We start from the raw sequence: 13,199 nt of genomic DNA, 5'->3' as shown, positions 1-13,199 counted from the left end.
TATTAAATTGTAGAGGGCCTTTATGGCGACTTATTCTAGCAACGATTTCCGTTCCGGTCTTAAAATCATGTTCGAAGGCGAGCCGTATGCCATCGAATCCAGTGAATTTGTTAAGCCGGGTAAAGGCCAGGCTTTTGCTCGCGTAAAAATGCGTCGTCTGTTGACGGGTTCTCGCGTTGAGAAAACCTTCAAATCTACCGATTCTGCAGAAGGCGCAGATGTTGTAGATACCAACATGAACTACCTGTATAACGATGGTGAGTTCTACCACTTCATGCACCCTGAGACGTTTGAACAGCATCAGGTTGAAGAGAAAACCGTGGGTGATTCTGCAAAATGGTTGCAGGACAACGCTGAATGTATCGTTACCCTGTGGGATGGTCGTCCTATCGCCGTTCAGCCGCCGAACTTTATCGAAGCTGAAATCACCGATACCGATCCAGGCCTGAAAGGCGATACCGCAGGTACTGGTGGTAAGCCAGCAACGCTGAGCACCGGCGCGGTCGTTAAAGTGCCATTGTTCGTACAGATCGGCGAAGTGGTCAGAGTTGACACGCGTTCTGGTGAGTACGTTTCACGCGTTAAGTAATGTATCTGGAAATGCCGCCTTCTGTGAGGGTAATGCCGATCGTTTAAGGATCGAGATACCGGGGGCGACCACGGTGCGAGGTATCCCTGCGGGAACCTCATCACCGTGTTTCCCCCTAAATCCATGCTTAAGTGAACCGTATTAGCCTTCTGTCAGGGTGGCTTTTTGATTTTTTCGCTTCGTTGATATCCTCTTTTGGCTTTCCTCTCTCCTCATCCGAAAAAACCGTCACAAGCATCAAAATTGGCTACGCTTAACAAGCAGTCCTTTCGTACCGTTGAAATCCTACTCTCATAAAGAAGGAAGCGAGTATGTTGAAGAAAGCGTGTGTTGCCATTTTCTCTCTGGTTATTCTCTCTGCGGTGGTCGGGTGTAATACCACTCGTGGTATTGGACAAGATGTTGAGGCGGGTGGGAAGGCTATTCAGCGCAGCGCCCAGTAATAGCCATACCCATCATTTTTCAAGCGGCTTGTGTGTTGGCCGCATGGCGGCCAACATCGTCAGGTTACTGATTGACCCAGATAAGTGCTTCTGTCGGGAAGCCGTAGTGTTTGGCTGTGGCGACCAGTTTGTCGCGTGTCGCGACATCCAGCGTTGGCGTGCGTGAGAGAATCCACAGATAGTCACGGTTCGGCCCACAAATCAGGGCATAGCGGTAATCGTCATCCAGCTCAATAATGTTGTAACCGCCATAAAATGGCCCGAAGAACGACACTTTTAGCGCGCCACGCTGAGGCGAACCGGTGAAATAGGCTTTCCCGGTACTTTCTTTCCATTCCTGTTTTTCGACGTTAAAACCACGGTTGATTACTTTGATGCCGCCATCATCCCGTAGGCTGTAGGTTGCTGTCACGCGTTCCAGATGGCGTTCAAAGCGATGGTCGAGACGAGCGATCTCGTACCATGTGCCGAGGTAGCGATTGACGTCAAAATTTTCCACGACGGTGACGTTATCGGGCGGCGTTACGCTACAGGCGACAGAAAAGAGTGCCACCAGCGCGGCAATGCAGGCTTTTCCGCAGCGCTTGATGGTGAGTAACAGGGGTTTGAAGAAAAGCGTGTTAAAGCGAATAGCGTTAAAGTGCATCATATTGACATCTCATCGTTTTCATCACTGTTCCAGTGTAGACGATGAGGCGTGCAGGTGCGGAAATAAAACGGCCTGCGACGATGTGTGCAGGCCGTGAGGTACAAATTTGCCGATGTGACTTCTACAGCGTGACGACGCCGATGACGGTCACCACAGTTAGGATTGCCGCCAGACCGTAGAACACCCATTTTCCGGCAGGAACGTGGATTTTCAGGTCATGCATCGCGTGGTGGATGCGGTGTAAACCACACCAGAGCGGAAGCACAATCATCAGCAGCAAAAAGACGCGGCCGATAAAGCTCTGGCTGAACGCGGCGATGCGTTCATAGGTTAGCGCGTCTGGGAACAGCCCCAGAGGCAACATCACGCCGACCAACAGAATAATCACTGGGGCGAAGAACGCGCTCCACATCCCACCGGCGCCGAACAGGCCCCAGAAAGGCGGTTCGTCAGAACGTTTTGGCGTTGGGTTAATCACGTTATTTCTCCTGTTCAGAATAGTAAGGCGATCGCCAGAACGGCTACGGTTACCACCACGGTGACAGCCCACAGCCCTTTAATGAGTGGCTCTGGCCCCATTTTTTCATCTTTAACGATGATGATGCTGGCTTTTGGCGCCAGTTCAAACCAGGTCTTGGTGTGCAGCACGGCGGCCAGTAGTGCAACGATGTTAATCAGCAGCACCAGTGGGTTTTGCAGGAAGCTGACAAAGTGTGCCCAGCTTTCCGGCCCGTTCTTCAGTGCGAAGACGCCACACATCAGTACGATGCTAAACCAGACGGCGGGGACTGCCGTCCCCTCACGCAGCATATAAAAGCGGTAAAATCCCAGCTTTTTCCACCAGGTCGGCGACATGTCGCGAACATACGCTTTACGTTTAGATGTCATCATTGTCCCTCCCTTATTGTGGTTTCAGCATGGCGATCATGAAGTCTTTCGCGCTCTCGACTTTGCCTTGCTGGATTGCAGCGGCTGGGTCGACGTGTTTTGGACACACTTCTGAGCAGTAGCCCACAAACGTACAGCTCCACACGCCGTTATTACCGTTCAACTGCGGCATACGTTCTTTCTTACCATGATCGCGGTTGTCCAGGTTATAACGGTGCGCCAGCGTAATCGCCGCCGGGCCGATGAACTCAGGGTTCAGGCCAAATTGCGGACATGCCGCGTAGCACAAACCACAGTTAATACAGCCGGAGAACTGGTGATACTTCGCCATTTGCGCCGGAGTCTGCTTGTTCGGGCCGTCAGATGGTTTACGATCGTTGCCGATGATATACGGCTTGATGGCTTCCAGACTCTCGATGAAGTGGGTCATATCGACCACTAAGTCGCGCTCGATGGGGAAGTTGCCTAGCGCTTCGACCTTCAGACCCTTGGTGTAGTCACGCAGGAACGTTTTACAGGCCAATTTAGGGACGTTATTGACCATCATGCCGCAGGAACCACAGATCGCCATACGGCAGGACCAGCGATAGGAGAGGTCCGGTGCTAGGTTATCTTTGATATAACCCAACGCATCCAGCAGGGAAGTCTGCGTGTTGTACGGGACATCGAACGTTTCAAAATAGGGTTCATTGTCCTGTTCAGGGTTATAGCGCATGACTTCCATTTTCAGGGTTTTGATCGTCTCAGCCATTCGCCTGCTCCTTTTTGCTGCCTTCCTGCGCATCACCTTCTGCACCGTATACGCGTTTTGCCGGTGGAAGTTTGGTAATCTTCACATCGCTATACTCCAGACGTGGTGCGCCTTCTGGGTTATAGAACGCCAGCGTATGCTTCAGGAAGTTAACGTCATCACGCTCGGTGCAACCTTCATCCAGACGCTGGTGAGCGCCGCGAGACTCTTTACGGTTGATCGCCGAGTGCGCCATACATTCCGCCACATCCAGGCTGTGACCCAGCTCAACGGTGTACAGCAGATCGGTGTTGAACACGCTGGAGCGGTCGGTGATTTTCACGCGTTTGAAGCGCTCTTTCAGCTCAGCAATCTTATCGACGGTTTTCTGCATCAGATCGGTGGTGCGGTAAATACCACAACCTTCTTCCATCGACATACCCATTTCGTCGCGGATTTTCGCCCAGCTTTCGGTGCCTTCCTGATTCATCAGGTCATGCAAACGCTGTTCGATGTCGCGCGTTTGCGCATCCAGCGCCGCACCGTTGGCGGGTGCTGCTGCCTGTGCGCGCTGTACGGCGTGTTCACCTGCAACGCGCCCGAAGACCACCAGTTCGGCCAGCGAATTGGAACCCAGACGATTCGCGCCGTGCAAGCCAACAGAGGAGCATTCGCCGACGGCGAAGAGACCCTTGATGCGAGTTTCGCAGTTTTGATCGGTTTCAATGCCGCCCATGGTGTAGTGCGCGGTAGGACGAATAGGAATCGGCTCTTTCACCGGATCGACGCCGACATAAGCTTTTGCCAGTTCGCAGATGAAAGGCAGACGTTCCAGAAGCTTCTTCTCACCGAGATGGCGAAGATCGAGATAAACCACATCGCCCAACGGGGTTGAGACGGTGCGGCCAGCGCGCCATTCGTGCCAGAACGCCTGCGAAACTTTATCGCGTGGCCCCAGCTCCATGTATTTGTTCTTCGGTTGACCGAGCGGTGTTTCCGGTCCCATTCCGTAGTCTTGCAGGTAACGGTAGCCGTCTTTGTTGACCATGATGCCGCCTTCGCCGCGACAGCCTTCTGTCATCAGGATACCGGAACCGGGCAAACCCGTCGGGTGATACTGAACGAATTCCATATCACGCAGCGGTACGCCGTGGCGGAACGCCATGCCCATACCGTCGCCGGTGACGATGCCGCCGTTGGTATTGTAACGGTACACGCGACCTGCGCCGCCTGTTGCTAGTACCACGGCATTCGCGCGGATCTGAACCAGCGAACCTTCCATCATATTGATGGCAACAAGACCGCGCGCCTGGCCGTCATCGACCAGAACGTCGAGGACAAAGTGCTCATCAAAACGTTGGATTTGCGGATATTTAAGGGAGGTTTGGAACAGCGTATGCAGCATGTGGAAGCCGGTTTTATCGGCGGCAAACCAGGTACGTTCGATCTTCATTCCGCCAAAGCGGCGAACGTTGACAGAACCATCCGGTTTACGGCTCCAAGGGCAGCCCCACTGTTCCAGTTGAATCATCTCTTCTGGGCAGTGTTTGACGAAGTGTTCAACCACGTCTTGTTCGCACAGCCAGTCGCCACCGGAGACGGTGTCGTTGAAGTGATAATCGAAACTATCGTGTTCCTGAGTCACTGCTGCTGACCCACCTTCTGCCGCCACGGTATGGCTACGCATTGGGTAGACTTTCGAGATCAGTGCAATTTTCAGTTGAGGGTTGGCTTCTGCGGCAGCAATTGCCGCTCGTAGGCCAGCACCACCGGCCCCGATAATAGCCAAATCGGCATTAAAGGTTTGCAATGCATTCCTCCAGTTAATTAAGTTAAAATAAAAAAATAATATCTATTTATTTCTGTCTTTATATCCGAGCTTAATATCAAACTCGCTGAAAATTATGTGATAGAGATATAAAGAATAGATAAACCTATAATTTTTGTATGGGAATAATGATACCGAATAATAGGTAGGTGAAACTTGATGTAATCCTGCATTTTGTCATTTTTTCAGCAAGTCTTGTATTTATTGATAAAAACGTGATCGAAAGACTTATTTAGGAAGAAAGAATACTTTTATTTCTTTAATAACCTTTTCGACATGGATATGGGAAAGGGTCCACAAGGTATAATTTACGGCTGCGCTCCTGATTACCTTCTCCTAAAAGGCAGAACATACCGTGCTGAAACCCGCAACGGACCTTTTTTCTGCTGGAAATTTGGGCTGATGCGGGTAGACTGCACCCCCTGTTTGACTTTGGAGTAAGAACCATGAGCGAGACGACAAGTTGGCAACCTAGTGCTTCTGTCGCTAATTTGTTGAAACGAGCGTCGATCATTGCCACTATCCGGCGCTTTTTCACCGATCGTGGTGTATTGGAGGTCGAAACGCCCGCCATGAGCCAGGCCACGGTAACGGATGTTTTTTTATACCCGTTCCAGACCCGTTTCGTTGGTCCCGGTGCTGCAGATGGTATGACGCTGTATTTGATGACCAGCCCGGAATACCACATGAAACGTCTACTGGCTGCTGGCAGCGGGCCAATCTTTCAGCTGTGTCGCAGCTTCCGCAATGAAGAGTCAGGCCGACACCACAACCCTGAATTCACCATGCTGGAATGGTATCGCCCTCACTATGATATGTACCGCCTGATGAATGAGGTCGATGATCTGTTGCAGCAGGTACTGGATTGTGAAAGCGCGGAGATGCTCTCCTATCAGCAAGCTTTTCTACGTCATCTGGAGATTGACCCTCTGTCTGTCGACAAAGCGCAACTGCGTGAAGCGGCAGAAAAAATTGGGGTGGGCGATCTCGCCTGCCGCGAAGACGATCGCGATTCGCTGGTACAGATGCTGTTTACCTTTGGCGTGGAGCCGCACATCGGGCGCGACAAACCGGCGTTTGTCTACCATTTTCCGGCCACCCAGGCTTCGTTGGCCGAGATCAGTTCGGAAGATCATCGCGTCGCCGAGCGTTTTGAAGTTTATTTTAAGGGGATCGAGCTGGCGAACGGCTTCCGTGAATTGACCGATGCCGATGAGCAGCGTCAGCGCTTTGAGCAGGATAACCGTAAGCGCGCCGCACGTGATTTGCCACAGCAGCCGATTGATGAAAATCTGCTGGCGGCGTTGAAACACGGTCTGCCGGAGTGTGCAGGTGTTGCGTTAGGCGTGGATCGTTTGATCATGCTGGCGCTAAATGCCGAGAAGTTGAGTGACGTGATTGCGTTCTCGGTAGAACGCGCGTAATCCATCTGATCCAGGGCGGTGCCATATCTGGCTGCCGCCCATCTGCCCTTCTTGTAAGTTATAAGCTCCCTGGCGTCCGCTGCCGTGGCGTCAGCGTTCTTCCACTGCGCGACAGATTGTCCATTCTCACCTGGAACGGTGGGAAAGGGAGATCCAGATTGTGCTTGCGATAGTTTTCCAGAATCAACTGGTGCAACTCATGGCGCAGCGGCATACGGTGCCCCATTTCGGCGGCGAACACGCGCAGCTCGAAAATCTGAATGCCCTGTTGCAGGTCAACCAGAAAGGCTTCTGGCTCTGGCGTATCCAGAATCAGCGAACAGCGCTTTACCGCATCCATCAGCAGTTCCGTGACTTCCTGGCTGTTTGCGTCCGCCGGAGCCGGCACCGTCAGCACAACACGCGTGACGGAATCCGACAGCGACCAGTTGATAAACTGCTCGGTAATAAATGCCTTGTTTGGCACGATGATTTCTTTGCGGTCCCAGTCGGAAATGGTGGTGGCACGGGTATTAATGCGCATGACACTACCGGTGAGATCGCGGATCGTAACGGTATCGCCGATACGGATCGGTTTCTCAAACAGGATGATCAGGCCAGAGATGAAATTGGCGAAGATCTCCTGCAAACCGAACCCGAGCCCCACACCCAGTGCAGCCACCAGCCATTGCAGCTTCGACCATTCGATCCCGATGAGTGAGAACCCCATCAGACAGCCGATCAGCATCAGAATATATTTGCTGATGGTGGTAATGGCATAGCCGCTGCCCGGCGACAGATCGAGATGCTGGAGGATCGCCAGCTCCAGCAGGGCGGGCAGGTTACGCACCAGTTGTGCGGTAATAATAAAGATCAGAATGGCGATCAGCACCGAGCCTAGCGTAATCGACTGTACGCTCTCCACACCTTTGACCGTGCTGGAAACATCCCACAGGCTGATATTTTCTAGGAAAGCGAAGGCGGAGTGAATTTCCGACCACAGCGCGATAACGGAAACCAGCGCGATCAGCGTCAGAATGGATCGCACCAGTTGCAGGGATTTGGCGCTGATGGCGTCCAGATCGACGACGGGTTCTTCCACCGCTTCCGAACTGTTTTCATGGGATGATGCAGACGGCGCATCTTCTTCACCTTTGGCACGCTGCGCCAGAATCTCTGAACGCCGCTGTTTGGCGCGGTCGAAGGCGATACGGCGTCGCTGAATCAGCATCCAACGGCGAATAATGTGGTAGACCACCAGCAGGAAGAACCAGATGGAGACGGAGGTTTCCAAACGTGCCAGCAGCGCCTGTGCGGTTGCCAGATAACCGATGCAGGAGGCGAGAGCGGCTATCAGCGGTATGGCGATCAGTATGCTCCACATCGCACGGTTGACAGAGTTTTCCCCTGAACCTTCTTTATCCAGATACAGCGGGATACCGGCGCGTTTTAACCCAGTCGTGACCAGGCTCAACGCCATACAGAGCAGGATGAAACAGAGCCGCCCCAGCGTGCTGGAAAACTCGCGATCGTTGAGCTTATCGAACGTAATCAGCGCCATAATCAGCGGTACGATAAAGGCGATGGAAAGGCGATAGTAGCGCATCGCTCTGGCGACGCGCTCCGGCGACCAGCGGAAGTGGACGATGAACAGCCCCTGCGGATGCGCGAATGAGGCGCTAATCATCACCAGCCACATCAACGGCACGGTGGCGGTCACGCTGTCGCCGATGGCGACGGCAATCGGATAAGGCCAGGCGTTTTGCAGCCCGTAGCCCAGCGCTGCCCAGAGTACCGGTAGTGGCAGAGCGGTAAGGATGGACCAGAATACGGTACGCAGCGTCAGCATAAAGTGATCGAGCGTGACCTTGCCGACGCGACTGCTGGCGCGCTCCATAAACGCATGATAGTGACGACGGGAGCTGATGCTGAATCCCACCAGCAGCAGTGCGCCCAGTAGCGGCAACACGGTTTCCTGACTGGTGACCATCATGACCAGCGCGCTACCCAACTGCGTCAGCGTATCCAGTGACAGCAGACGCGTCAGATCTTGCACTAATTTGAGTGGGTAAGCGAACGTTACGGGGTTGACGTCGGCCACCCAGAACAGATCGCGATGGGCTGCTTCCCGTGTTTCGGTCAACGCATCCGCCAGTTGGTTATTGGCGACTTTGAGTTTGGTCAGTTCCAATATCTGTGAGTCACAGCCGGAGATCAGTGAAGTCAGCAGGTCGCGCTGAGTTCGCATCTGGTCGGTCAGAATACGTTGCTGTGCGCTGGTCAGCGGATCGCCGTTGTCCTGCTTGGCTTTATCAAGATCCTGCGGTTTGTTGATCAGGTCTTCAAAATGCAGACGCTGTACGCGCAGCTGCGCCATGTCGCTATCCAGCAACTGAGGTTTGGGCATTTCCGGCAGGCGCGCTATCTGTGCCCGTAACGTTTCTCCCAATATCGGTGAGATGCCGAGCCACTGTGCCTGTTCGCGGATCGTGCTTAGCGCCTGGCGAACCTGAATGGTGTGCGTGGCAGCCTGACGCTGTTGAGAAGCGATCAGATCCATCCGCTGTGCCTGTTGGTTCAGCGCGACGGAGAGCTCACGGTTAATCTGTAGCTGCTTGCTGATGACGTTGGGTAAATCGCCGCTTTGTTCAGCGAGCAACTCTGTGCGCTCTAATGCCTGCTCGGCTTCACGCTGACGTAGATTATTAAGCCTACTGCGTAAATCCTGTTGCAGCAGGTCCAGTCTGTCGTGGCGTTTTTTATACAGCTCGACACGTAGCCGAGACAGTTCCTGACGATTGCTGGCGGAAAGCTGCGCCAGCTCCAGTTCGTCCACCCGGCTTTTACGTAGCGCGGATTCGGCCTGAAGCGCGACGAGCTGCGCTTGCCCCAGCGGCGTGGCTGGCGTGCCAAGAGACTGAATACGGCGTTCCGCATCGCTTTGCATGCGGCTGGCTTCGGTTTGCTGCTGCGGAAGCTGGCTCAGTGAATCACTGATTTCACGCAGCCGATCCTGCTCCTGTTGGAGCTGGCGGGCTTGTTCCAGCAGTTGGCTGCTCGTTTGCAACAACTGCTGTTCAAGATCGTTGCTGGAAAGCCCCTCTGGAATCGACGAGGGTTTGCCGTCTTCGGCATTAAGCTGGCGACGCAGTTCCTGAACCAGTTTGGGGAAATCATCAATAACGCGCTGATATTGTGTGGCGCGTTCCAGCGCCTCTTTGCGATCCTGTAGGGTGCTCAGTGCAGCCTGATATTCTTCAACGACTTTTGCCTGATCGGCTGCACCTTTGTTGGCTTCCGCCTGCTGTAGCTGCTGGCGTAGCTGCGCCTCATTGGGCGCTGTGGCCGCCAACGTGGCAGTTGATAATAAACATCCCAGAAGAAAAGTCAGAATCAGACGCACGCTAGCTACCTTATTACAAACAACACTTTTACAAGCGACTAAAATCGGACGCTATTTATGGTGCGTCAGGTTTGTGACCCGTATGGCCGGATGCGTCAGCCGCAGTATTTTGTCCTTCAGCCTGAATTGCTTCAGACGGTGTGGCGTCGTTGGTTGCCAGCTCGGTTCCTTCCGGGAAGACGACAGGCGTTGAATCGTCCTGACGGACTTCGGCAAACGGTTCACCCATACGGGTCACACTCATGTTATTCAGGTGGGCGGCAAATTGGAGATTATTACCTGCGGCAAACAGGTTAATCACGGTTGAGCCCAGCTTGAAGCGGCCCATTTCCTCGCCTTTCGTCAGCACGACGGCACCTTCTTCACCTGCCTGCGGGTAAGTCCAGCGCTTGATAATGCCTTCACGCGGTGGTGTCACCACGCCTGACCACACGGTTTCGATACTGCCGACAATGGTCGCACCGACCAGAATTTGTGCCAATGGGCCGAATTCTGTATCAAACAGGCAAATGACGCGTTCGTTACGCGCAAACAGATTCGGCACGTTATCGGCCGTCAGCAGATTGACGGAGAACAGATCGCCCGGCACATAAATCATCTCGCGCAGCACGCCGTCGCACGGCATGTGGAGGCGGTGATAATCACGCGGTGAAAGATAAATGGTGGCGAACAGACCATCGCGGAACAGATCGGCCATCATATAGTTACCGGCCAGCAGCGCTTCCAGCGAGTAGTCGTGGTTCTTCGCCTGAATCAGCTTGCCGTCGGTAATGGGGCCAAATTGCGACAGCACGCCGTCAGCAGGTTGCACCAGACGGTGTGCATGAGGATCGACAGGCCGAACGCCTGGGCGCAGAGGGCGAACGAAAAATTCGTTAAACGTGCGATAGGATGTGGTATCTGGTTGCTGCGCTTCCTGCATGTTGACGTTGTACTGGCGGACAAACAGATCGATCACCAGCTTTGTGAGCTTTCCCGCTCGCTTATTGGCCCCCCAGCCCGCTAAGCGGGTTAGCCAGATCTTGGGAAGCCAATACTGTAATTTGATTTTGATATTATCCAGCACGGTGAGCCTCTTGTATTAATAGTGCGCCATAAAATAAACAGTCTGGGAAACTCGCCTGACGTTGCCAGCGGTAGCCCAGAAGAGAGTCAGCGGATTCGTAAACTCTCAAAGGGGGCGCATTGTAACGATGGTCATGATAAATGTCAGTTATCTGTATCTGAAAAGCCTTTACGCGTTTTTACTTGCGCCATGCTTTCCAGAATTCGGTGATAGTTATCATAGCGCTCTACGGCAATCTCTCCGCGCTCCAGCGCGGCGTTAATGGCGCAGCCCGGATCGTTTTCATGTTTACAATCGCGGAATTTACACGAACCGATGTATTTGCGTAGTTCGATGAAACCGCGCGTAACCTGTTCGGGTTCCAGATGCCACAGACCAAATTCGCGCACGCCCGGTGAGTCGATGACGTCGCCGCCGTGCGGAAAATGGTAAAGTCGGGAGGCGGTGGTGGTGTGCTGTCCCAATCCTGAGGTATCGGAAACCTCATTCACCAGAATCCGTTCTTCATCCAGTGCGAGCAGCGCGTTAAGCAGGCTGGATTTCCCTACGCCTGATTGTCCGGCGAAAATACTAATACGGTCGGTGAGCGCCTGTTCCAGCTCAGGGATACCTTGTTGAGTATGGCTGGACACCATCAGCACGCGATAGTTGAGCGCGCGGTAGATATCCATCAATTTATCAACAAACTGACGGGATTCGTCATCCAGCAGGTCAATTTTGTTCAGTACGATCAGCGGTTCGATCTCCAGCGTTTCGCAGGCGACCAGATAGCGATCGATAATGTTCAGCGACAGTTCAGGTAAGATCGCGGAGACGATCACGATCTGATCGATATTGGCGGCGATCGGCTTAATGCCATCGTAATAGTCAGGACGTGTCAGGACGGAATGACGGGGGTGAACGGCTTCCACGATCCCGCTGATGCCAGCGAGTGATTCATGGCCAGGGCGCCAAACGACGCGGTCGCCAGTCACCAGCGATGAAATGGTCCGACGAATGTTGCAGCGGTGCACCACACCATCGGCGGCTTCCACATCGGCGTGCATACCGAATCGGCTGATGATAATACCTTCCTGCGCATCGCCCAGTTGGCTATCTTCCCATTCAACTTTGCTTTCCGTTTTTTTCAGGCGACGCTGATGGTTTGCGCTAACCCGACGCTGCTGACCTTTCGACAGTTTCTTTTTGCTCACTGAGCCTCACTTAAGACGATTTATCGTTCGCGGCAGTGCGTTATCGCCCGCCGCGTTTGAACGGACTATAATACACCCTATTTGATTTTAATTAACTGATACCACCTTATCGGTATCAGCATTGAGATTGATACTGGTATCCTTGTATCGACGACAGGGCACAAGGCAACAGTAACACCCACGCAACAGGAATTCCCACGATGGTAGATGAAAATAACCTGATCTGGATCGATCTCGAGATGACCGGCCTGAACCCGGATCGCGATCGCATCATTGAGATCGCAACGCTGGTGACGGATGCTAATCTGAACGTGTTGGCTGAAGGGCCGGTCATGGCGGTGCACCAGTCAGACAGCCAACTGGCGCTGATGGATGACTGGAATGTGCGTACACACGGTGCCAGCGGCCTGACGGATCGCGTCAAAGCCAGCACCACGGATGAACGTGCCGCCGAGCTGGAAACGCTGGCGTTTCTACAAAAATGGGTGCCAGCGGGTAAATCGCCGATCTGTGGCAATAGCATTGGGCAGGATCGCCGCTTCCTGTTCCGCTATATGCCGGAGTTGGAAGCCTACTTTCACTACCGCTATCTGGATGTCAGCACGCTCAAAGAGCTGGCGCGACGCTGGAAGCCGGAAATCCTGACAGCCTTTAAGAAGCAGGGTACGCATCAGGCGATGGACGACATTCGCGAATCACTGGCGGAACTGGCTTATTACCGTGAGAATTTTCTGCGGTTGTAGATGAAGCAAGCGGGGTAGGGCGTGATGTGCAGCGAACCGCTGCTATTGACGCCACAACGCTACGCAACACCGTCTGTTTTGTCAGCGAGTGTCTGTTTTATCAACATATTGTTTTTTTTATCAGCAGTCAGACAAATTTTCATTTTTTGGGGCTTGCGGTTAAACGGATTTCTCGTATAATGCGCACCCCATAACGATGAAGAATTTCAATTAAAGAACTTCAACATTGTGTGAAGATTTCCCGAGCGGGAATAGCTCAGTTGG

12 protein-coding genes are annotated in these 13,199 nt (G+C 53.3%); 4 read left to right on the top strand and 8 right to left on the bottom strand.

The window, feature by feature from the left end:
* Positions 1–22: 22 nt before the first annotated feature.
* Both efp and H0247_RS12375 read left to right on the top strand, forming a co-directional pair.
* A complete protein-coding gene (efp, locus tag H0247_RS12380; RefSeq protein ID WP_180742814.1) occupies positions 23–589 on the top strand; it encodes an elongation factor P in 567 nt (188 codons plus the stop codon).
* 311 nt (positions 590–900) lie between these two features.
* Positions 901–1,032: an entericidin A/B family lipoprotein gene (locus H0247_RS12375; RefSeq protein ID WP_180742813.1), complete on the top strand. Its 132-nt coding sequence runs from the start codon at positions 901–903 to the stop codon at positions 1,030–1,032.
* A 64-nt stretch (positions 1,033–1,096) separates the two neighbouring features.
* Here H0247_RS12375 and H0247_RS12370 read toward each other — a convergent pair whose 3' ends face one another.
* From H0247_RS12370 to frdA, 5 genes are all read right to left on the bottom strand, one after another.
* Positions 1,097–1,681 carry a lipocalin family protein gene (locus H0247_RS12370; RefSeq protein ID WP_219606734.1) on the bottom strand — a complete coding sequence of 195 codons (585 nt, stop codon included), beginning with the start codon at positions 1,679–1,681 and terminating at the stop codon, positions 1,097–1,099.
* 121 nt (positions 1,682–1,802) lie between these two features.
* Entirely contained in the window at positions 1,803–2,159 is a 357-nt protein-coding gene (gene frdD, locus H0247_RS12365) for a fumarate reductase subunit FrdD (RefSeq protein WP_005972985.1), read from the bottom strand.
* Between the two features lie 14 nt (positions 2,160–2,173).
* Positions 2,174–2,569 carry a fumarate reductase subunit FrdC gene (gene frdC / locus H0247_RS12360; RefSeq protein WP_180742829.1) on the bottom strand — a complete coding sequence of 132 codons (396 nt, stop codon included), beginning with the start codon at positions 2,567–2,569 and terminating at the stop codon, positions 2,174–2,176.
* Positions 2,570–2,582: 13 nt separating this feature from the next.
* Positions 2,583–3,320: a succinate dehydrogenase/fumarate reductase iron-sulfur subunit gene (locus H0247_RS12355; RefSeq protein WP_180742812.1), complete on the bottom strand. Its 738-nt coding sequence runs from the start codon at positions 3,318–3,320 to the stop codon at positions 2,583–2,585.
* Positions 3,313–5,109: a fumarate reductase (quinol) flavoprotein subunit gene (frdA, locus tag H0247_RS12350; RefSeq protein ID WP_180742811.1), complete on the bottom strand. Its 1,797-nt coding sequence runs from the start codon at positions 5,107–5,109 to the stop codon at positions 3,313–3,315. Before frdA ends, H0247_RS12355 begins: the two co-directional genes overlap by 8 nt.
* A 464-nt stretch (positions 5,110–5,573) precedes the next feature.
* Between frdA and epmA the strand changes: the two genes are divergently transcribed.
* Positions 5,574–6,551, top strand: coding sequence for an elongation factor P--(R)-beta-lysine ligase (gene epmA / locus H0247_RS12345; protein WP_180742810.1), 978 nt, complete (start codon positions 5,574–5,576; stop codon positions 6,549–6,551).
* Positions 6,552–6,609: 58 nt separating this feature from the next.
* On the opposite strand, the gene mscM is transcribed toward epmA, so the two are convergent.
* The 3 genes from mscM to rsgA form a co-directional block, all read right to left on the bottom strand.
* A complete protein-coding gene (mscM, locus tag H0247_RS12340) occupies positions 6,610–9,933 on the bottom strand; it encodes a miniconductance mechanosensitive channel MscM (protein WP_180742809.1) in 3,324 nt (1,107 codons plus the stop codon).
* A 55-nt stretch (positions 9,934–9,988) separates the two neighbouring features.
* The gene (asd, locus tag H0247_RS12335) at positions 9,989–10,999 is read right to left on the bottom strand and encodes an archaetidylserine decarboxylase (protein ID WP_180742808.1); all 1,011 of its coding nucleotides are present in this window, start codon (positions 10,997–10,999) and stop codon (positions 9,989–9,991) included.
* A 143-nt stretch (positions 11,000–11,142) separates the two neighbouring features.
* Positions 11,143–12,192 carry a small ribosomal subunit biogenesis GTPase RsgA gene (gene rsgA, locus H0247_RS12330; RefSeq protein ID WP_180742807.1) on the bottom strand — a complete coding sequence of 350 codons (1,050 nt, stop codon included), beginning with the start codon at positions 12,190–12,192 and terminating at the stop codon, positions 11,143–11,145.
* A gap of 200 nt (positions 12,193–12,392) precedes the next feature.
* On the opposite strand from rsgA, the gene orn reads away from it, so the two are divergent.
* On the top strand, positions 12,393–12,935 hold the full coding sequence (orn, locus tag H0247_RS12325; protein WP_180742806.1) for an oligoribonuclease: 543 nt from the start codon (positions 12,393–12,395) through the stop codon (positions 12,933–12,935).
* Positions 12,936–13,199 lie beyond the last annotated feature (264 nt).

Source organism: Pectobacterium sp. CFBP8739 (assembly GCF_013449375.1).
Taxonomy (GTDB): Bacteria; Pseudomonadota; Gammaproteobacteria; order Enterobacterales; family Enterobacteriaceae; genus Pectobacterium.
The sequence above is the reverse complement of the archived record's forward strand: the minus strand, read 5'-3'. Positions and strand labels throughout refer to the sequence as shown.